18 protein-coding genes are annotated in these 20,941 nt (G+C 74.5%); 17 read left to right on the forward strand and 1 reads right to left on the reverse strand.

All coding sequences use genetic code 11. The features are described 5' to 3' along the window. Positions 1-18 precede the first annotated feature (18 nt). On the reverse strand, positions 19-267 hold the full coding sequence (locus Q5761_RS00180) for an AbrB/MazE/SpoVT family DNA-binding domain-containing protein (protein WP_174266693.1): 249 nt from the start codon (positions 265-267) through the stop codon (positions 19-21). A gap of 1,646 nt (positions 268-1,913) precedes the next feature. Between Q5761_RS00180 and metG the strand changes: the two genes are divergently transcribed. From metG to mfd, 17 genes are all read left to right on the forward strand, one after another. Then, positions 1,914-3,992 carry a methionine--tRNA ligase gene (gene metG / locus Q5761_RS00185; RefSeq protein ID WP_318750746.1) on the forward strand — a complete coding sequence of 693 codons (2,079 nt, stop codon included), beginning with the start codon at positions 1,914-1,916 and terminating at the stop codon, positions 3,990-3,992. Next, on the forward strand, positions 3,989-4,936 hold the full coding sequence (locus Q5761_RS00190) for a TatD family hydrolase (RefSeq protein WP_318750747.1): 948 nt from the start codon (positions 3,989-3,991) through the stop codon (positions 4,934-4,936). The genes metG and Q5761_RS00190 overlap by 4 nt, the downstream gene beginning before the upstream one ends. Before the next feature lie 87 nt (positions 4,937-5,023). Continuing rightward, positions 5,024-5,965, forward strand: coding sequence for a 16S rRNA (adenine(1518)-N(6)/adenine(1519)-N(6))-dimethyltransferase RsmA (rsmA, locus tag Q5761_RS00195; protein WP_318750748.1), 942 nt, complete (start codon positions 5,024-5,026; stop codon positions 5,963-5,965). Between the two features lie 47 nt (positions 5,966-6,012). Continuing rightward, positions 6,013-6,489 carry a ribonuclease H-like YkuK family protein gene (locus tag Q5761_RS00200; RefSeq protein WP_318750749.1) on the forward strand — a complete coding sequence of 159 codons (477 nt, stop codon included), beginning with the start codon at positions 6,013-6,015 and terminating at the stop codon, positions 6,487-6,489. A gap of 181 nt (positions 6,490-6,670) precedes the next feature. Beyond that, entirely contained in the window at positions 6,671-6,958 is a 288-nt protein-coding gene (locus tag Q5761_RS00205) for a Veg family protein (RefSeq protein ID WP_135224646.1), read from the forward strand. Positions 6,959-7,274: 316 nt separating this feature from the next. After that, a complete protein-coding gene (gene ispE, locus Q5761_RS00210; RefSeq protein ID WP_318750750.1) occupies positions 7,275-8,264 on the forward strand; it encodes a 4-(cytidine 5'-diphospho)-2-C-methyl-D-erythritol kinase in 990 nt (329 codons plus the stop codon). A gap of 75 nt (positions 8,265-8,339) precedes the next feature. Continuing rightward, positions 8,340-9,212, forward strand: a complete 873-nt coding sequence (locus Q5761_RS00215) for an NTP transferase domain-containing protein (protein ID WP_318750751.1) — start codon at positions 8,340-8,342, stop codon at positions 9,210-9,212. Then, positions 9,205-10,020: a pur operon repressor gene (gene purR / locus Q5761_RS00220; RefSeq protein ID WP_135224648.1), complete on the forward strand. Its 816-nt coding sequence runs from the start codon at positions 9,205-9,207 to the stop codon at positions 10,018-10,020. Before Q5761_RS00215 ends, purR begins: the two co-directional genes overlap by 8 nt. A gap of 85 nt (positions 10,021-10,105) precedes the next feature. Further along, complete coding sequence (gene ilvA, locus Q5761_RS00225) at positions 10,106-11,530, forward strand: threonine ammonia-lyase (RefSeq protein WP_318750752.1); 1,425 nt, start codon at positions 10,106-10,108, stop codon at positions 11,528-11,530. A gap of 118 nt (positions 11,531-11,648) precedes the next feature. Further along, a complete protein-coding gene (locus Q5761_RS00230; protein WP_135224649.1) occupies positions 11,649-11,933 on the forward strand; it encodes a SpoVG family protein in 285 nt (94 codons plus the stop codon). Between the two features lie 307 nt (positions 11,934-12,240). After that, entirely contained in the window at positions 12,241-12,720 is a 480-nt protein-coding gene (locus Q5761_RS00235) for a peroxiredoxin (protein ID WP_135224650.1), read from the forward strand. Positions 12,721-12,725: 5 nt separating this feature from the next. Continuing rightward, positions 12,726-13,205, forward strand: coding sequence for an RDD family protein (locus Q5761_RS00240; protein ID WP_318750753.1), 480 nt, complete (start codon positions 12,726-12,728; stop codon positions 13,203-13,205). Between the two features lie 92 nt (positions 13,206-13,297). After that, entirely contained in the window at positions 13,298-14,698 is a 1,401-nt protein-coding gene (glmU, locus tag Q5761_RS00245) for a bifunctional UDP-N-acetylglucosamine diphosphorylase/glucosamine-1-phosphate N-acetyltransferase GlmU (RefSeq protein ID WP_318750754.1), read from the forward strand. Further along, a complete protein-coding gene (locus tag Q5761_RS00250; protein WP_135224653.1) occupies positions 14,685-15,632 on the forward strand; it encodes a ribose-phosphate diphosphokinase in 948 nt (315 codons plus the stop codon). The genes glmU and Q5761_RS00250 overlap by 14 nt, the downstream gene beginning before the upstream one ends. 212 nt (positions 15,633-15,844) lie before the next feature. Beyond that, the gene (locus tag Q5761_RS00255) at positions 15,845-16,483 is read left to right on the forward strand and encodes a 50S ribosomal protein L25 (protein WP_318750755.1); all 639 of its coding nucleotides are present in this window, start codon (positions 15,845-15,847) and stop codon (positions 16,481-16,483) included. Between the two features lie 87 nt (positions 16,484-16,570). Next, positions 16,571-17,191, forward strand: coding sequence for an aminoacyl-tRNA hydrolase (pth, locus tag Q5761_RS00260; protein WP_318750756.1), 621 nt, complete (start codon positions 16,571-16,573; stop codon positions 17,189-17,191). After that, positions 17,188-20,841, forward strand: a complete 3,654-nt coding sequence (gene mfd / locus Q5761_RS00265; protein WP_318750757.1) for a transcription-repair coupling factor — start codon at positions 17,188-17,190, stop codon at positions 20,839-20,841. The genes pth and mfd overlap by 4 nt, the downstream gene beginning before the upstream one ends. Positions 20,842-20,941 lie beyond the last annotated feature (100 nt).

Consider the following 20,941-nt stretch of genomic DNA (forward strand, 5'->3'; position numbering starts at 1 on the left):
CCGGCGCGGGCCCTGCCCTCAGCTGGCCCGCGTGGCCATGATGGCCATGCAGCTCTTGCAGACGTTCTTCCCCTTGAAGTTCTCCACGTTGTAGGCGTTCCCGCAGAAGATGCAAGCCGGCTCGTACTTCCGCAGGATGATCTTGTCGCCGTCCACGTAGATCTCCAGGGAATCCTTCTCCTGGATGTCCAGCGTGCGGCGCAGCTCGATGGGGATCACGACACGGCCGAGTTCGTCCACCTTCCGTACGATCCCCGTGGACTTCATCATCTACCCAGAGGCCCCCTTATAAACGGTTTCTCCTGCCCCTCTAGCCAAGACCCTAGCACCGGTACCAAAAAACGTCAAGACACGGCTCGACAACCCGAAAGATCGAGACAAGCTAGAACGCTACGGGCTGCGCGGGCGAGGTCCGCCCTCGAAGTGCCGGAGACAAGCAACCCCAGGGCAGGCGACGACCGGAACCCGTGCCGGGCCAGGGCGCCCTGCGTGCCATCGCCACCCCGGAGCAGCGCGACCACGCAGGTCCGAGCGGGCCGGAACCCATGGCATCACCCTGGTCGTCACGCTCGCCTCGTCGCGGGTGGCGTCACACTCTCCCTCATCGGGGGGCTCATCGGAGAGCTCATCGGGGGACGGCCTGTCCCGGCCCGGGCCAAGCCGACCCGCCCGGCTCCGGCCCGGGCGGGGGCCGCCTCGTCCCAGCCGGTGGTGCACACCCGTCCGGGCTCCTCGGGGCCCCGGCGGCTGGCTAGGCGACGCCTACCCTATTCGGTGGGGATTATCGGCAGGCGCTGGCGGGGGGAAGGCGCAGGAGAGGCCTCACCAGGGTGTCACGACCGGCCCACGCCTTGACACTCCCCGCCGGGAGGGGCCAAAATACGGCGCAAGGTGACGCGAGGCACGCCTTGCGGCGCGCCCTCGGGCCTGCGCCGGGCGAGCACCCGGGACCCGACCTGGGGCAGCCCACCGGCGGCGGGTCGATGGCCTCGGCCAGCGGGCGGTCGGGCGCCCGGGCGCCCGGGCAGGCGAGGATCCGGTCCGCGGCCGGGGCGGCCCCGGCTGCCGCCCGGGCGGCGCCGGCCGCGAGGGCGGGGTCCCAGGGGCGGCGCGATCCATGGGCGCGACGCATCGCCTCTGGTACCAAGGCGACAGGCCAAGGCGACCGTCCTGGGTTCCTGACGCGCATTCCGCATTCCTAGAACGAAGGCGATCGCTCACGAAGGCGACCGCTCGCACGAAGGCGACCGATCTGAGCAAAGGCGAGGAAGGGGAGGCGTCGCCGGGTACCCGCGGCCCAGCGAGGCGGGAGACGGTGGAAGCCCGTTCCGCGGCCCGGCGAGGATGGCCCTGGAGCCGCCATCCGAACCGTTGCGGAGGCGAAGGGCAGGGGCTTCGCGGCGTCGCAAGGGGGCCGAGGGCCGACGTGATCCACCGCCCGCGCGCGCCGACCACGGGCGCGCCGGCCACCGGAGCACCCAGGCGCGAGGTGGCGCGGACCGTCCGCCGACGCAGCGCAGGCCGCCGCGCAGCGGATCGCGTCGATGCGCTCGCCCCGGAGCTCCGCCATGCCCCCGCAGCGCAGTAGGATCGGACGGGTGCGCCCGTGATCGCGCAAACCCCGCTCTCCACCCGGGGACGCGTCTCCGCCCCTCCGCCGAGGGACGCGTCGAGGGCCCAGGGATGCCTCCCACCGGAGGCGCCCGGCAACGCCTGCGGGTGGGGGAGCGGGGGGCCGAGGCCCGCGACCGCGAGGCGCGGGCGAAGCAAGGTGGTACCGCGGGAGCCCCTCGCCCTTGCTGGGCGTGGGGCTCTTTCTTCTTGGCCCTGTCTCCCTGTGGGGGCTGGCGTTCTCGTGGGATCTGGCGCCCCTAGGGACGCGGGGGCTGGCGCTCTCTCGGAGGTGAGCGACGGTGCCGGGTTCGTCCGCAGCGAGGGGACGGTTCTACATCACGACGCCGATCTACTACCCCAACGACCGGTTGCACATCGGCCACACCTACACCACGGTGGCGGCCGACGCCCTGGCGCGGTACCACCGCCTGCGGGGCGACGACACCTGGTTCCTCACCGGGACCGACGAACACGGCCAGAAGATCGAGCGCGCCGCCCGCAAGGCGGGCAAGGAGCCGCTGGAGTACATCGACCCCATCGTCGAGGCCACCAAGGAGCTGTGGCGGCGGCTGCACATCAGCTACGACGACTTCATCCGCACCACCGAGCCGCGCCACGAGCGGCGGGTGCAGCAGATCTTCCAGCGGCTCTACGAGCAGGGGGACATCTACAAGGGGGTCTACGAGGGCCTCTACTGCACCGCCTGTGAGGCATACTACACCGAGGCCGAGCTCCTCGACGGCGGGCGGTGCCCGGTCCACGAGGCGCCGGTGGAGCGGCTCCAGGAGGAGAGCTACTTCTTCCGGCTGTCCAAGTACGCCCAGCCGCTGCTCGAGCACATCGAGCGGCACCCGGAGTTCGTCCAGCCGCCCAGCCGGCGCAACGAGGTGGTGGCCTTCATCCGCCAGGGGCTGCAGGACCTCTCGGTGTCCCGCACCTCCTTCCGCTGGGGCATCCCCGTGCCCTTCGATCCGGACCACGTGATCTACGTCTGGATCGATGCCCTGGCCAACTACATCACCGCCCTGGGCTGGCCCGACGGCGAGCTCTACCGCCGCTTCTGGCCGGCGGACGTCCACCTGATCGGCAAGGACATCCTGCGCTTCCACGCCATCATCTGGCCGGCGCTGCTGATGGCCCTGGGCGAGCCGCTGCCGCGCTGCGTCTACGGCCACGGATGGCTGTTGATCGACGGGGGCAAGATCGGCAAGTCGCGGGCGGGCGGCCAGGTGATCGACCCGGTGCAGCTGATCGACAAGTACGGCGTCGATCCGGTGCGCTACTTCTTGCTGCGGGAGGTCCCCTTCGGCGACGACGGCAGCTACAGCGAGGAGGCCCTGGTGCGCCGGTTCAACGCCGACCTGGCCAACGACCTGGGCAACCTGGCCTGGCGCACCACGGGGATGATCCAGCGGTTCCTGGACGGTCGCATCCCCGAGCCTCCCGGTGCGGCCAGCGACGGCGTGCTGGCGGCCGCGGCGCGCGCGACCGCGGAACGGGTGGAGCGGGCCATGGCCGGGTTCGACCTGCCGGCGGCGCTGCAGGCCATCTGGGACCTGATCGGCCGGGCGAACAAGTACATCGACGAGCAGGCGCCCTGGGCGCTGCGCCGCGCGGGAGACCGGGAGCGGCTCGAGGCCGTGCTCTACGACGTGGCCGAGACGGCACGGGTGGTGGGGGTGCTGCTCTCGCCCTTCCTGGTGGAGACGCCGCAGCGGCTGTGGTCCCAGCTGGGGCTCGGCCCCGAGTACCGGCCGGCCAGCTGGCAGCAGGGGCTGGCGTGGGGGCAGCTGCCCGGCGGCGCCCGCGTGGTGCGGGACCAGCCCCTCTTCCCCCGCATCCCGGGGGACGAACCGGCCCGCGAGGGCGGCGTGGTGCCGACGGCCGGCGACGGGACGGGCGGTCCCGTCGCCGGCCGTAGCGCCCCGGGGGCGGCGGCTGCAGGGCGCCCGGGGGCAGCGGGCGCCGGCACCCGCCCGTCCGCGGAGCCGACGCCGGCGGCGGATCCCGCATCGGGCCCCGCCTCGGGCCGCCCCGGCCCCGACGGCGCCTCCGACCCGGTGACCATCGACGATTTCGCTCGCCTGGAGCTGCGGACGGCGCGGGTCGTGAAGGCGGAGAAGCACCCGCGGGCGGACCGCCTGCTGCGCCTGGAGGTCGACCTGGGCCACGAGCGGCGGCAGATCGTCGCGGGCATCGCCGCCCACTACCGCCCGGAGGAGCTGGTGGGCAAGACCGTGATCGTGGTGGCCAACCTGCGGCCCAGGGTGATCCGCGGGGTGGAGTCCCAGGGCATGGTCCTGGCGGCCGAGGACGGTCAGGGCCTGGCGCTGCTGACCACCGATCGGCCCATCGCGGAAGGGAGCCGGATCCGGTGAGGGACGAGGCGATCTCCGGCGCCAGCCCGGGCGGCGACCGCACGGACGGCAGCCGGCGGCAGCGCTCGGCCGCCGGCGACCGGCCGGCGCCGGAGCCGGCGGCCGGCGCGGGGATCGTCCTGGTGGACACCCATTGCCACCTCGACTTCCCGGAGTTCGACCCGGACCGGGAACAGGTGGTGGCGGCCGCCCGGGCCGCGGGCGTGGCGGCGATGATCACCATCGGCGTCGACCTCGCCAGCTCGCGCCGCGCGGTGGCCCTGGCCGAGCGCCACGCCGCGGTGTACGCGGCGGTGGGCATCCACCCCCACAGCGCCCGGGAGGCGACCCCCGCGGCCCTGGCGGAGCTGCGCCGTCTCGCGGACCACCCGCGGGTGGTGGCCATCGGCGAGATCGGCCTCGACTTCCACCGCGGCCGCGCGGAGGAGGCCGTGCAGCGGCGGGCGCTGCAGGCCCAGCTGGAGCTGGCCGCCGAGCGCGGGCTACCGGTGGTCATCCACCAGCGGGACGCCGTGGAGGAGCTCTGGGCGCTCCTCACCGCCCCCCAGGCGCCGCGGGTGGAGGGGGTGCTCCACTGCTTCAGCGCGGGCCCCGAATGGGCCCTGCGCTGGACCGCGGCGGGCTGGTTCGTCGGCCTGGACGGCCCCGTGACCTTCAAGAACGGCGAGGATGCGCGCGCGGTGGCCCGCGCCGTGCCCCTGGACCGGCTCCTGGTAGAGACGGATGCGCCCTTCCTGGCGCCCCATCCGTACCGCGGCCGGCGCAATCAGCCGGCGTGGGTGCGCCTGGTGGCCGAGCGCATCGCCCGCGAGCGGCGGATGCCGCTGGACGAACTGGCCCGCCGCACCACGGCCAACGCCGTCCGCCTCTTCCGGTTGCCCCTGGCGGAGGCGAGGGGGGGCGGGGTTCGCGTCGGCGGCGCGGCACCCCCGCCCATGGGCTGAGGGATGCCGGGACGCGGACCCGGGCAGGGGCCGACGGGCGACGGCGGGCCGGAGGCGCAGGCGGCCGGGGAGGCGGGTTCGTCCGGGATGAACGAGCCCATCACCAGGCGTGCGGTGTTGCGCCGGTGGCTGGAGCGCTGCGGCGTCCGGCCCAGCCGCCGGTTGGGACAGAACTTCCTGGTGGACGAGGGCTGGGCCGAGCGGATCGTGGCCGCGGCCGAACCGGGGCCCGACGACCTGGTGCTCGAGGTGGGCCCGGGGCTGGGTGCCCTGACCGAGCGGCTGGTGCGGCGGGCCGGCCGGGTCGTGGCGGTGGAGGTGGACCGGCGCCTGGCCGATGCGCTGCGGCAGCGCCTGGGGCCGCTGGCCAACCTGGAGCTGGTGGTGGCCGACGTCCTCCGCGTGGACCTGGCGCGACTGGTCGCCGCCCCGGAGGGCGGCGCGGCGGGGGGCGAACCCGGGGCCGGCAGGCCACGGGACCGCGTCAAGCTGGTCAGCAACCTGCCCTACGCCATCACCTCGCCCTTCCTGGTGCGCTGGCTGACGACGCCGCTGCGGTGGGAGCGGGCGGTGCTGACCCTCCAGGAGGAGGTGGTCGAACGGCTGCTCGCCCCTCCCGGGACGGCGGCCTACGGGGCGTTGACCGTGTTCGTCGCCTACCACGCGCGGGTGGAGCGGCTGGGCACGGTCCCCGCCGGGGCCTTCTGGCCGCGGCCGGCGGTGGACTCCGCGGTGGTGCGGCTGTGGCCCCACCCCCGCCCGCCGGTGACGGTGGCGGATCCCGCCGCCCTGTTCGCCCTGGTGCGGGCGGCCTTCGGCCGTCGGCGCAAGCGGCTGGCCAACGCCCTGGCGGCCCACCCGGCGGTAGGCCGCCAGGAGGCGGAGGCGGCGTGCCGGGCGGCAGGGATCGACCCCGGGGCGCGGCCGGAGGACGTGGACCTGGAAGGGTTTGCCCGCTTGGCCAACCACTTGTTCCCCTCGCCGGCAGGACCCGGCTCCGGCAGGGGAACGTCCCTGGGATATAATTGACCCCGGAAGAACGGGAAGACGCGGGCTTCCGGCCGGGGGGAGTGGCCGTGCAGACGCCCTTCATCAGTCCGACGCGGGGCGCCCTGAGCTTCGACGCCATGTGCGCCGAGATCCTGGACTACATCCGTGACGATCCCGACGCCCAGTACAAGCTGATCATCGGCACGGACTCCCAGGTGCGGCAGCAGACCCAGTTCGTCACGGCCGTGGTGGTGCACCGGCTGGGCAAGGGAGCCCGCTACTTCTACCAGGCGCGCAAGCAGCGCAAGATCGGCAGCCTGCGCCAGAAGATCTTCTACGAGGCCAGCCTGAGCCTCTCCCTGGCCACGCGGCTGGCGGAGCGCCTCGCCGCGCGCGGCGGGACGCTCCCCAACGTGGAGATCCACCTGGACGTGGGCATGCAGGGGGACACCCGCGACCTGATCCGCGAGATCGTCGGGATGGTGGTCGGCAGCGGCTTCGACGCCAAGATCAAGCCCGAGGCGTACGCGGCCTCCTCCGTGGCCGACCGCCACACCAAGTGAGGGCGCCCGGGCCGCAGCGCCCCGGGCGACGGCGCCGCGCGGACGCGCGGCGCCGCGTGCTCCAGCCGACAAATTCTCGCTTGACACTCGAAAAAGGGCTCTGGTAGACTACCGCTTTTGACTCGCGGGCCCGTTTGCGGTATAATCGGCCGTGAGCTTGCGGGGCAAAAGGGGTGTTCCTGTGGCCGAGTCGCGGGACGTGCTCGCCGAGATCCGGCGAGACCTGGAGAACTACGTGGGCAAGCGGGTCCGCATCCGCGCCAACAAGGGGCGCCGGCGCATCGTCGAGCGGGAGGGCACCCTGGAGAAGACCTACCCCAACCTCTTCGTCGTCAAGCTGGACGAGGAGTACCAGAACCGCAGGCTGTCCTACACCTACACCGACCTCCTGACCGCCATGGTCGAGGTCAGCGTGTACAACGGCAAGGAGCGGAAGAAGCTGAACTACTCGGCTTCGTCCGCCAGCTGATGGGCGCCCGGACGGCGATGCCGGTCGGCGCGACGCGGTCTCGCCGGCGGCCGACGCAGCGGCGGTCGGCGCCGGAGGCGGAGCGAACCCGGAGGCGATGCGGAGGCGGCGAACCCCGTCGAGCACCGCGGAGGCGGTGCTCCTTTTCTTTGCCAGCCCCTTTGCCCGGCGGCAGGGAGAGGAGCCGCCGGCGGGGGGAACGAAGAGCATAGCGGCTTGCCGCCGGCCGCGCGGGGCGCCGTCGGGGCGGCCCGGGGCGGCGGCCCAGGCCGGTGGTCGCGGCGCGACCGCCATCCCGCCAGCAGGAGGGACGCCAGTGGGACTCCGGGCAGCGTGCGGCACGGCGGCCGTCACCGGGGTGCTGCGGATCCGGGCGTACGCGAAGATCAACCTCCACCTGCGCATCGGGCCGCGGCGCGGCGACGGCTACCACGAGATCGATTCCATCCTGCACCGGATCAGCTGGTACGACGATCTGGAGCTGCGGCTCCGGAGGGACGGGCAGATCCGGTTGGCGGTCGAACCCGCCCCCGACGCCGCCGTCCCGGAGGCCGGTCCGCACGCCGCGGGCGCCGGGGCGTCGCCTGCCGCCGCGGTCCAGTTGGGGGGCGGCGGCGTGCCGACGGGACCGGCCAACCTGGCGTGGCGTGCCGCGCGCCTGCTGCAGGAGGCGTGCGGCCTCTCCCTGGGGGCGGACATCCGTCTCGTCAAGCGCATCGCCGCGGGGTCGGGACTGGGCGGCGGCAGCGCCGATGCCGCCGCCGTGTTGCGCGCCCTGCGGCGCCTCTGGCGGGTCGCCCTCGATGCGGCCACCCTGCGCCGGCTGGCGGAGCGGTTGGGGGCCGACGTGCCCTTCCTGGTGGGTGGCCGGGCGGCCCGCGTCCGCGGCAAGGGGGAGCGGATCCAGCCGTTGCCCGCGTGGCCCGGCCTGGCGGTGGTCCTGGTGCCCGTGCAGCGGATGGTGTCGACTGCCTGGGCGTATGCCCAATGGGACCGGTGGCGGCCGCGGGCGGCCGAGGACGTTTGGCGGCCCGACGGCGGCGCCGTCGCCGCGGCGGTGGCCCGCCGCGACCTGGACGCCCTGGCCCGCCTGGCGCGGAACGACTTCGAGCCCCTGGTCGCCGCCCACGTCCCGGAGGTGGGCGCCGCGGTCGACGCCCTGTACCGCGAGGGGGCCGTGCTGGCGCGGATGAGCGGCAGCGGGCCGGCGGTGTGGGGGATCTTCGCGCGGGAGGAGGCCGCGCGCCGGGCTTGCCAGCGCCTGGCCGACGCCTTTGCCGGGGTGCGCCTGGTCCGGACGCTCTGACGCGCCGGCCGGGGTGCCGGGGGAGGCGGCGCAGGGGGCGGGACGGCGGAAGGGGCGGAGGACGTGCAAGGCAGCGTGGATCACGGGATCGGGGCGGTGATCCTGGCGGGCCGCCGCAATACGGGGGCGTTGCGGGCGATCCACCCGGCGGAGTGGGAGGGCCTGGTCCCGCTGGCCGGCCGGCCGATGGCGGCCTGGGTGGCGGCGGCGTGCCTCGCCGCGCCGTCGCTGGGCGCCGTGGTGCTGGTGGGGCCGGATCCGGGACCCGACGATGCGGAGCTGGCCGGCGCCCGCGCCGCGGGCAGGCTGCGGGTGGTCCGCCCGGGCGCGGACCTGCTCGGCAACGTGCGCATCGGCCTCGAAGCCCTGCGGGAGGCGCTGCCCGGTGCGGTCGGGGCCTTGCTGGTCACGGGCGACGTGCCGCTGGTCACCGGCGCGATGCTGGAGCGGTTCCTGGCGGCCGTCCCGCCCGGCGCCGATATCGCCTACCCCATCGCCCGGCGGGAAACGGTCGAAGCCCGCTTCCCGGGCGCCAGCCGGACCTATGTGCGCCTGGGCGACGGCGAGTTCACCGGCGGCAACGCCCTGTACCTGCGGCTGGCGGCGGCTCCCCAGGCCCTGCGGTGGGCGGAGTCGCTGTATGCCGCGCGCAAGCAGCCGTGGAAGCTGGCCTTGCTGTTCGGGCCCGCCGTGCTCTGGCGCGTCCTTACGCGGCGGGCGACGGTGGCCGAGCTGGAGCGGCGCCTCGGCGGCCTGGCCGGGCTGCGGGGCCACGCCGTCGAGGTGGTCGATCCGGAGCTGGTGATGGACGTGGACAAGGTGGCGGACTACCGCCAGGCGGAGGCCCGGCTGCGGGCGGCCGCCGGTTCGTCCGGCGACGGGCCCCGGGGAGCGGGGCCAGGGGGGTCGGGGGCGGTGGCGCCCGGAGGAGGACGAACCCTTGGCTAAACTGCGACGGAGCGAGCGCATCGCCGCGCTGGTCAAGCTCCTGGCCGACCGACCGGGGCACCTCTGGTCCCTGGGCCAGTTCGCCGAGCGGTTCGCCGCGGCGAAGTCGACCATCAGCGACGATCTGGCCCTCATCAAGGCGGTCCTCGACCAGGAGGGGCTCGGCACGATCCGCACCTACCCCGGCGTGGCCGGCGGCGTGACCTACGAGCCGCGGGTGAGCGAGGAGGCGGCGCGGCAGCTGGCCGAGGAGCTGGCGGCGGCGTTGCGGGACCCCCAACGCGTGCTCCCGGGCGGGTTCCTCTACATGACCGACCTGCTGTTCGCGCCGACCTGGGCGGAACGGCTCGGCGCCCTCTTCGCCACCCGCTTCCGCGCCGAGGAGCCGGACCTGGTGGCGACGGTGGAGACCAAGGGCATCCCCCTGGGGTTGATGACGGCCCGGGCCCTGGGCCGTCCGCTGGTGCTGCTGCGGCGGGACAGCCGGGTGACCGAGGGCCCGTCGGTCAGCATCAACTACGTGTCGGGGTCGTCGCAGCGCATTGCGACCATGTCCGTGCCCCGGCGGGCGGTACCCCAGGGGGCGAGGGTGCTCCTGGTGGACGACTTCATGAAGGGCGGCGGCACCGCCCGCGGCATGATGGACCTGATGCGGGAGGTCGGGGCGCGGGTGGTGGGGCTGGGCGTGGTGATCGCCACCGCCGAGCCGGCCCGCAAGCTGGTGGACGACTACTTCGCCGTGGTCGTCCTGGAGGGGGTGGACACCGTGAGGCGGCAGGTGCGGGTCCGGCCCAGCCTGGGGCGCTAGACCCGCGACCCACCGGCCGCGGTGGCGCCGTCCGCGCGAGGGCCGGGCGGCGGCCGGGGACCTGCAGGAGGGAGGCGTGCCGGCGATGACCGAAGGGACCCATGGCAACCCGTCGGTCCAGGCGGGGGCCGGCGGGCCCGAGACGTCCCCGAGCCGGGGGCCGGGCCGGGCCCGAGGCCATGGGACGGCGGCGGGGCGGGACGGTGCGGCGGGGCCGGGACGGCCGGCCCGGTCGGCCGGTCCCTGGGAGCCGGCGGGGCCGACGAGCGATGGGCCCGCCGCGGTGGACCTGCCGGCGATCCGGGATGCCGCGGCCACCATCGCCGGGTTCGTCCACCGCACGCCGCTGCTGAGCTCGGCGGCGTTCTCGGAGATGGCAGGCGCCGAGGTCTTCCTGAAACTGGAGAACCTGCAGAAGACGGGATCGTTCAAGGTCCGGGGGGCCTTCAACCGGCTGGCGCGCCTCGACGCCGCCGCGCGGGCCCGGGGCGTGATCTGCGCCTCGGCGGGCAACCACGCCCAAGGGGTCGCCCTGGCGGGCGCGCGGCTGGGCATCCCGGTGACCGTGGTCATGCCGGCGACGGCGCCCACCACCAAGGTGGTGGCCACCCGCGGCTACGGCGCGGAGGTCGTGCTCCACGGCGAAGGCTACGACGGGGCCTACGAGAGGGCCTGCCAGCTGGCGGCGGAGCGCGGCCTGACCTTCATCCACGCCTTCGACGACCCGCTGGTGGTGGCGGGGCAGGGCACCGTCGGCCTGGAGATCGTGGACGACCTGCCCGACGTGGACACGGTGGTGGTCCCGGTGGGCGGCGGCGGGCTCATCGCCGGCATCGCGGTGGCCGTCAAATCCCGACGGCCGGGGGTGCGGATCGTGGGGGTGCAGCCCGAGGCGGCACCGGCCCTGGCGCGCGCCTTCGCCACCGGGCGGCTCGAGCCCGTGGAGCGGGCCCGCACCATCGCCGACGGGCTCGCCGTCAAGGCGCCCCGCGAGATGACCTTCCGCCTGATCCGCCGCTACGTGGACGACATGGTCACCGTCAGCGAGGACGAGATCGCCCGCGCGATCCTGCTCCTGCTCGAGCGGGCCAAGCTGGTGGCCGAGGGGGCCGGAGCGGCGGCCCTGGCGGCGCTGCTCCACGGCAAGGTCCCCGACGCGGGTCGCGTGGCGGTGGTGGTCAGCGGCGGCAACATCGACGTCAACCTGCTGGCGCGGATCATCGAGCGGGGGCTGCTGGAGGACGGCCGCCTGATCCGGCTGCGCACGCTGGTGGCCGACCGGCCCGGCTCCCTGCAGGCCCTGCTCAAGGTGATCGCCGACCGCGGGGGCAACATCCTGGCGGTCTACCACGACCGCCTGCGACACGAGGTGGCCCTGGGCGAGGCCGAGGTCGAGCTGATCATCGAGACCCGGGACGCGGGGCACGTGGACGAGATCTGCCGAGCCCTGGCGGCACACGGGTACGTGGTGCACGGCGTGGCGGACGAACCGGCCCCGCGCCGCGGCTGACGCCAGGCCGACGGCCGGCGGCGCGGGCGGGTCTGCGGGGAGCGAAGGAATCTTTCGGGATTGTGGCAGGAAATGGTTGCCCACGGGTCGAATCCCCCCGGCGAAAGGGGGTGACGCCGTGGACATCTCGGAAGTGCGGATCCGCCCGGTCAAGGGGGCGGGCCGGATGCGAGCCTTCGCCTCGGTGGTCTTCGGCGGCCAGTTCGTCGTCCACGAGCTGAAGGTGGTGGAGGGCGCGGAAGGGCGGATGTTCGTCGCCTTCCCCTCGAAGCGCGCCGCCAGCGGCGAGTACTTCGACATCGCCCACCCCATCACCGCGGAGGCACGGGATCGCATCCAGCAGGCGGTGCTGGCGGCCTACCGGCAGCACGTCGAGGCCATGGCCGCCGGGCAGGTGGGTTGAGTCGCCGGCGGGGAGGGCGGCGAGGAGGGGCGCCGACCGGAGCCGGCGGAGGCGGTGACGCCAGGGGGCGGGCGGGTGGCCGCCCCCTGGCGTCGTGGCGCCCTCGGCGAGCCCGGCGGCGAAGGGGGACGGGACCGGCCCCCGGCGGCCGTCCCGGCGCCGCGCACCGTGTCCGCCGCGAGGGCGGGCGGCACGGCCCTTTACCCGGGCACCGCGAATCTGATACACGGAGGGTGGGGCGCCATCCGATGCGTGGAGGGTGGGGCGCCACCGCGCCACGAGCGCAAGCCCAACGGGAGGGATGACGATGGCCGCTCAGGTGGGGGACAAGGCCCCGGACTTCCGGCTGCCGGCGACGGGACCCGAGGAGACCATCTCCCTGGGGCAGTTCCGCGGCAAGAAGAACGTGGTGCTGTACTTCTTCCCCTTCGCCTTCAGCTCCGTGTGCACGCAGGAGATGTGCGCCCTGCGGGATACGTACAACCAGCAGTTCAGCGGCCTCGACGCCCAGGTGCTGGGCATCAGCGTCGACAGCCCCTTCACCCTGCGGGCGTGGGCGGAACAGCAGCGGTTCGACTTCCCGCTCCTGTCGGACTTCAACAAGGAGGTCGCCAAGGCGTACGACGTGTACTACGACGAGCTGATGGGCCTGCGTGGCGTGGCCAAGCGGGCGGCGTTCGTCATCGACAAGGACGGCGTGATCCGCTACCGCTGGGTGACCGACGACCCCAAGGTGCTCCCCGACCAGGAGGCCATCCGCCGCACCCTGGCCGAACTCCAGGGCTGAGGGCGGTGGCGCCACGGGATCGGGACGAACCGGCCCCGGTGGTCCTGCGCTGGGTCGCCGGCGCCATCGACCTGGCGCTGCTGAGCGCCTTCGGCAACGTGACGGGCCTCACCGTCCTGGCGGTGGCCGACGCCCGCTGGGGCGGGGCGGCCGTGGGCCTGGGGCTGGCGGTGATGGCGGCCACCGCCGCGGCGTACTTCGCCGTGGGCGAGGGCCGCTGGGGGATGACGTTGGGGAAGCTGGCGGTGGGCGTGCGCGTCGTCGGCGCCGACGGCCGCCCGCCGGGGACGCGGCGGGCCCTGGTCCGGTTCGTCGCGCGCGTGGCGGGGACGGTGGCCCTGGGCGCGGGCTGGTGGCCGCTGCTGGGGGGGAGCGAGGGGCGGCCGCGGCGTGCCTGGCATGACGCCGTCGCGGGGACCCACGCCATCCGGTGGGTGCCCTGGCGGCAGGCACCGGGACCCGCCGCCCGCGGAGGGGGCCGGTAGGTCCGCCGCCCAGGGTGGGCCGATGGCCTGCAGCCGCCCCGGCCGATGGGCCCCGGCTGGGGTCGAGTCGTTGCCCCGGGGAGGGCGCCGAAGTGGACCAACGGCTGTGTGCGGTCGTCCTGGCCGCCGGCCTGGGCAAGCGCATGCGCTCCGACCGTGCCAAGGTGTTGCACGAGGTGGCCGGCCGGCCGATGGTCGAGCACGTGGTGCGCGCCGCGGAGGCGGCGGGTGTCGACCGGATCGTGGTGGTGGTCGGCCACCAGGCGGAGCGGGTGCGGGACCGGCTGGGCGAACGGGTGGCCTATGCGGTCCAGTCGCAGCCCCTGGGAACCGGCCACGCCGTCCTGGCGGCCGAGGCGGCCGTGGGGGAAGCCGACCACGTCCTGGTGCTCTATGGCGACATGCCGCTGCTCGAGGGGCCGGTGCTGGAGCGCCTGATCGCCGCCCACCGCCGGTCCCAGGCGGCGGCGACGCTGCTGACGGTCGAGCTGGACGATCCCACGGGGTACGGCCGGATCGTCCGCGACGCTGGCGGCCGGGTGGTCCGGATCGTGGAAGAGGCCGACGCCACCGCCGCCGAACGGGCGATCCGGGAGGTCAACACCGGCATCGCCTGCTACCGGCGGGAGCCGCTGTTCGCCGCCCTGCGGCGGCTGACCCCCGCCAACGCCCAGGGCGAGTACTACCTGGTGGACGTGGTGCGCCTCCTGCGGGAGCAGGGGCTCGAGGTGCAGACCGTCCCCGCGCCGGATCCCGAGCCGGTCCAGGGGGTCAACGACCGCGAGGCCCTGGCCCGGGCGGAGGCCGCCCTGCGCCAGCGCATCCGACGGCGGTGGATGGCGGCGGGCGTCACCCTGATCGATCCCGCCAGCACCTGGATCGACGACGACGTGGAGATCGGCCGCGACACGGTGATCTACCCGAATACCGTGCTGGCCGCGGGGTCGCGCATCGGCGAGGGGTGCCGGCTGGGGCCGGGAGCCCACATCGTCGGCAGCGTGCTGGGGCGCGACGTGCAGGTCTGGTACTCGGTGGTGGAGCAGAGCGAGCTCGGCGACGGCTGCCGCGTCGGCCCCTTCAGCCATGTGCGCCCGGGTTGTCGCATCGCCCCCGGCGTGCGGATCGGCAACTTCGCGGAGCTCAAGAACGCCCAGGTGGGCGAGGGGGCCAAGGTCAACCACCACTCCTACCTGGGCGACGCGCGGGTCGGAGCCGGCGTGAACATCGGGGCCGGGACGGTGACGGTGAACTACGACGGCCACCGCAAGCACGCCACCGTGATCGAGGACGGCGCCTTCATCGGCTGCAATGCCAACCTGGTCGCCCCCGTGCGGGTCGGCCGCGGCGCGTACGTCGCCGCCGGTTCGACCGTCACCCAGGACGTCCCCGCCGACGCCCTGGCCATCGCCCGGGAGCGCCAGGTCAACAAGGAAGGGTGGGCGGCCCGCTGGCGCCAGCGGGTACGGGGGAGGAACGGCGATGGCGTACGATAGCGGGCGGCTCAAGCTGTTCGCCGGCAGCGCCAACCCGGCCCTGGCGCGGGCCATCGCGCAGCACATCGGCGTCCCCCTGGGCGACCTGGAGCTGGGCCGGTTCGCCAACGGCGAGGTGCGGGTCTCGGTCAACGAGAGCGTCCGCGGGGCGGACGTGTTCGTCATCCAGCCGACCTGCCACCCGCCCAACGACACGCTGATGGAGCTCCTGGTGCTGCTGGACGCCTTGAAGCGGGCGTCGGCGTGGCGGGTGAACGCGGTCGTGCCCTTCTACGGCTACGCCCGGCAGGACCGCAAGACCCGGCCGCGGGAGCCCATCACGGCCAAGCTGGTCGCCAACCTCTTGACCGTGGCCGGCGCCGACCGCGTGGTCACCATGGACCTGCACGCCGGCCAGATCCAGGGCTTCTTCGACGTGCCGGTGGATCACCTCACCGCGGTGCCGCTGCTGGCCGACTACTTCGCCCGCAAGCGGCTGGAGAGGCCGGTGGTGGTCTCGCCGGATCACGGCGGCGTCACCCGCGCCCGGGAGCTGGCGGATCGGCTGGGCGTCCCCATCGCCATCATCGACAAGCGGCGGCCGGAGCCGGGGGTGGCGGAGGTCATGTCGGTGGTCGGCGACGTGGAAGGCCGCACCGCCATCATGATCGACGACATCATCGACTCCGGCGGCACCATCCGCCACGGGGCCGAGGCGCTGATCGCGCTGGGGGCCAAGGCGGTGTACGCCTGCTGCACGCACCCCGTCTTCTCGGGCAACGCCTTGCAGCGGCTGGCCGAGGCGCCGATCGAGGAGATCGTGGTGACCGACACCATCCCCCTGCCGCCGGGGGCGGAGAAGGCGCGGGTCAAGGTGCTCTCCGTCGCGCCCATCTTCGGCGAGGCCATCGTCCGCATCCACGAGGACCTCTCCGTCAGCCGCCTCTTCACCTGATCGCTGGCCAGCGGCCGCGACGCCTCGGGACGGGCATCGCGGCCATCGCCGAGCGCGGTCGTGCCGGCGCGGCGGTCGGCCCCGCGTCGCCCGGGCCGGTCGGCGCTCCGGCGGGTGCGACCGCGCGCCTTTGACACCCAGGGCGCCCGCGGGCTAAACTAGCGCCGGCTTGTGGCGGCGCGCCAAACCTGTCGGTCGGGAGGGACGTCCTGGTGCAAGCCGTGCTACGTGCGGTACCCCGGGAACCCGGCCACGCCCGGCGGGTGCGCCGGGAGGGCGGCATCCCGGCGGTGCTCTACGGGCCCAGCGGGAACTTCCCCGTGCGGCTGGACGCCCGCGAGTTCCACCGGCTGCTGGCGTCCGGCGAGGCCCGCGGCGTCTTTCGGGTCGAGCTCGTCCGCGACGGGGAGTCCCGCCAGCTGAACGCCATGATCAAGGAGATCCAGCGGCACCCCGTGCGGGGCGATCTGCTCCACGTCGACCTGTTCGAGGTGAAGGAGGACGAGCCGGTGCGCGCGGAGGTACCGGTCGTCCTCACGGGCGTCGAGGAGGCCGAGAAGCGCGGCATCGTGCAGCACCAGCTGGCGGAGCTGGAGGTCGAGTGCCTGCCGCGGCACCTGCCGGCGGCCATCGAGGCCGACGTGGCCCATCTGCCGGTGGGCGAGGAGTTGCGCGTGCGGGACTTGCCGATCCCGGCCGAGGTGCGGGTGCTCAACGAACCGGACGAGATCGTGGCGGTCCTGCTGCCGCCCAAGGAGCTGGAGCCCGAGGCGGAGGCCGGGACCGAGTCCGAGGCGGGCGGCACCGCGGGAGGGACTGGTGCGGCGGCGCCGGCCGGGGGCGCGAGCTGAGCTGGGGCCGGCGGGGACGGGATCGGCGGCGGCCCCGCCCGGCCCGGTGGATCGCTTCGATCTTCGGAGGGATGGAGGGGCGGCACCGTGCCCCGGATCGTCGTCGGGCTCGGCAACCCCGGGCCCGAGTACGAAGGGACCCGGCACAACGTGGGCTTTGCCGTGGTCGATGCCCTGGCCCGGCGGCTGCGCGCGGCCGACTGGCGCCGGGGCTTCGCCTCCCTGTGGGTCGAGGCCTCCTGGCGCGACGAGCCGGTGGTCCTGCTCAAACCGCAGACGTACATGAACCGCAGCGGAGAGGCGGTGCGTCAGGTGGTGGGGGCCTGGCGGGTGGCGCCGGGGGACCTCCTGGTGGTCTACGACGACATGGACCTGCCCTTGGGGCACCTGCGCCTGCGCCCGCGGGGCAGCGCGGGCGGCCATCGCGGCATGGCGTCCATCATCGCCGCCCTGGGGCGGGACGACTTCCCCCGCCTGCGGGTGGGCATCGGGCGCCCGCCGCGGGGGGTCGACGCCGCGGACTACGTGCTGGCCCCCTTTGCCCCCATGGAACGGCCGCTGGTGGAGGCGGCGGTGCGGCGGGCGGTGGAGGCGATCCTGGCGGTGCTGGCCGCGGGGCTCGAGCGGGCCATGTCCCGCTACAACGGGCCCACGCCGTGGCCGTCCGCGGGGGCGGACCCGGCCGTCGGAGGCGGAGGCGAGACATGACGGGGCGACCGGCCCAAGACCTCACCGACGAGCTCCTGCGCCTGTGGCAGCAGCTGCCGGAGTTCCCCTCCCTGGCGGGAGGGGTGCGCCGGGAACTGCCCGCCCAGGCGGTCCATGGCATCGCGGGGTCGGCGGCGGCGAGCCTCCTGGTGGCCCTGGCCGCCGCCACAGGGCGGACCCTCTTCGTGCTCACCGCGGACCAGGGCGCGGCGGACGCCCTCGCCGCCGACCTGCGCGCCTGGGTGCCGGCGGACGGCGTGGTGGTCTTCCCCGCCATCGAGGTGTTGCCCTTCGAGGTCCTGGCGACCAGCCCCGAACTCGCCGCCGCCCGCCTCCAGGCCCTGGCCCGCATCCGGCAGGGGCCGTGCATCGTCGTGGCCCCGGTGGCCGCCGTCGCGCGCCGCTTGCCCCACCCCGAGCAGTGGGCGGCCGGTCTCCTCGACCTGGAGCCGGGACAGGGGCTCGAGCGCGATGCGCTGCTGGCCCGGCTCGTCGCGGCGGGCTACCAGCGGGTCGAGCAGGTGGAGCGCCCCGGGGAGCTGGCCGCGCGCGGCGGCATCGTCGACGTCTACCCGCCCGCGGGCGAGCCCCTGCGCATCGAGTTCTTCGGCGACGAGATCGAGTCGCTGCGCCGCTTCGACCCGACGACCCAGCGCTCCACCGAGCGCCTGGACCGGGCGCAGCTGGTGCCGGCCCGCGAGCTGGTGCTGGACGAACCGGCTTGGCGCCGCGGCCTGGCCCGCCTGGCAGAGGAGCTTGAGCGGCTGCGGGAGCAGACCCGGCAGCGCCGCGGCGGGGCGGTGCGCCAGTTGCTGGAGCGGCTGGAGCAGGACCTGGCGCGCCTGGAGGCCGAGCGGGCGGTGGACCTGGCCGAGCGGTACCTCCCCCTCTTCGTGGCCGAGATGGCCACGCTGCTGGACTACGCGCCGGGACCCGCCCTGGCCGTGGGGGTCGAGCCCCGTGCCCTCGAGGAGGCGGTGGCCGACCGGGAGCGGCAGTGGCAGGAGCGCCAGGCGGATCTCCTGGTCCGCGGGGAGATCCTGCCCGCTCAGGCATCCCTGTACCTGGACGCGGGCGGGTTGTGGCGCGCCCTGGCCTCGCGGCCGGTGTTGTACCTCTCCCTGCTGGCGCGGGCGCCCGGCCAGGGCCCCGAGCCGCGGCAGGTCTTTGCCATCACCGCTCGGCCGGCGCCCATGTTCCACGGCCAGTGGGATCTGTTCGAAGAGGAGATCCGCACCTGGCAGCGCCAGCACTACCGGGTCCTGGTGGTGGCGGGCGACGAGGAGCGGGCTCGTCGGGTGCAACAGGCCCTGGCCGCGGGGGACGTGGCGGCGCGGAGCGCATCCGCCCTCGGCGTCCCGGACCCCGGGGAGGTGCGGGTGGCGCCGGCCGCCCTGAGCGAGGGCTTCGAGGTGCCCGCCCTGCGCTGGGTGGTGCTGACGGAGCGCGAGGTGCTGGGCCGGCGGGTGGCCCGCCGTCGCAGCCCCACGGCCGCCGCCGAACGGGCCGAGACCCAGGCGCAGGCCCTGGAGCGCCTGGTGGACCTGAAGCCGGGCGACTACGTGGTCCACGTGCACCACGGCATCGGCCGGTTCCTCGGCCTGCGCACCATGGAGATCCAGGGGGTGCACCGCGACTACCTGACCATCCAGTACGCCGGCGGCGACCGGCTCTACGTGCCGACGGACCAGATCGAGCTGGTCCAGAAGTACGTCGGGGCCGAAGGGCACCAGCCGCGGCTGGCCAAGCTCGGTTCCGGCGAGTGGCACAAGGTCAAGCAGCGGGTCAAGGAGTCGGTGCGCGAGTTGGCCGGCGAGCTGTTGGCCCTCTACGCCGCGCGCCAGGCCGTGCGCGGCCACGCCTTCAGCCCGGACACGCCGTGGCAGCGGCAGTTCGAGGACGCCTTCCCCTACCAGGAGACGCCGGACCAGCTGGCCGCCATCGCCGCCGTCAAGGCGGACATGGAGCGGCCCGTGCCCATGGACCGGCTGCTGGTGGGCGACGTGGGCTTCGGCAAGACCGAGGTGGCGATGCGGGCCGCCTTCAAGGCCGTGCAGGACGGCAAGCAGGTGGCCGTGCTGGTGCCCACCACCGTGCTGGCCTACCAGCACGAGCGTACCTTCAAGGAACGCTTCGCCCCGTTCCCCGTCACCATCCGCACGCTGAGCCGCTTCGCGTCGCCGGCGGAGCAGGCGGAGATCCTGACCGGCCTGGCCCAGGGGACCATCGACATCGTCATCGGCACTCATCGGCTGGTGCAGCCCGACGTGCGGTTCAAGGACCTGGGGCTCTTGATCATCGACGAGGAGCACCGCTTCGGCGTCGCCCACAAGGAGCGGCTCAAGCAGTTGAAGCAGAACGTGGACGTGCTCACCCTGTCGGCCACGCCGATCCCCCGCACGCTGCACATGGCGCTGGCGGGCATCCGGGACCTCAGCCGCATCGACACGCCCCCGGAGAACCGCTTCCCGGTGCAGACCTTCGTCGTGGAGTGGCACGAGTCCCTGGTCCGCGACGCCATCCAGCGGGAGCTGCGGCGGGGCGGCCAGGTGTTCTACGTCCACAACCGGGTCCAGAGCATCCAGGCGGTACGACGGCGTCTGGAGCGGCTGGTCCCCGAGGCTCGCTTCGCGGTGGCCCACGGCCAGATGCCGGAGGGCGAGCTGGAGCGGGTGATGGTCGACTTCATGGCGGGCAAGGCGGACGTGCTGGTCTGCACCACGATCATCGAGTCCGGCCTCGACATGCCCAACGTCAACACGCTGATCGTGGAGGACGCCGACCGCTTCGGTCTGGCCCAGCTCTACCAGCTGCGCGGGCGGGTCGGGCGATCGGACCGGGTGGCGTACGCCTACTTCACCTACCGGCGCGACAAGGTCCTGACGGAAGACGCCCAGAAGCGCCTCCAGGCGATCAAGGACTTCACCGAGCTGGGCGCGGGCTTCAAGCTGGCGCTGCGCGACCTGGAGATCCGCGGCGCCGGCAACCTCTTGGGACCCGAGCAGCACGGGTTCATGCTGTCCGTCGGCTTCGACCTGTACGCCCAGCTGCTGGAGGAGGCCGTGGCCGAGCTGCGCGGCCGCCGGCGGCCGGCGCGGCTGAAGCCGGTGGTCGACCTGGTGGTCGACGCCCACATCCCCGACGGCTACATCCGCGACGCCCGCCAGAAGATCGAGTTCTACAAGCGCGTCAACCTGGCGGAGACGCCGGCCGAGCTGGCCGAGGTGCGCGAAGCCCTGCAGGACCGCTACGGCCCGCCGCCTGAGCCCGTGCGCAACCTCCTGGCGCTGGCCGAGATCCGGCAGCTGGCCTCGCGCTGTGGCGTCTTCCGCATCGAGCAGCAGGGGACGCGCATCGACCTGGAGGCGGTGCCGCCGCAGGCGGAGGCGCTGGCGCGCACCTGCGAGGCACTGCGGCCCCAACTGGGCCGGCGGCTCCAGCCGGTGCGGGGCCGGCCGGCCGCGTTCTTCCGCACCGATGGACTGGGGGAACGCGAGGTCCTGACGGCGCTGCGGCGCATCCTGCGGGAGCTGTGGCGTCACACCCCGGGCGGCGGCGAGGGGGCCGCGGCGTCCGCGGGGGCGGCCGGGCCGCAGGCCGGGGAGGCGCAACCGACGGCGGCGGGGGCGTCCCGACCGTCCCGGCGGTGAGGAGCAGGGCCGGGACACGGGCGGGCGTTCCCGACCGGGGGACGAACCGGCCGCCGGGACCCCGGCCGGAGCAGCCGTCCGCGGGAGCCCTCCTCCCTGA

The organism is Thermaerobacter composti, assembly GCF_033582035.1.
Classification (GTDB): domain Bacteria; phylum Bacillota; class Sulfobacillia; order Thermaerobacterales; family Thermaerobacteraceae; genus Thermaerobacter; species Thermaerobacter composti.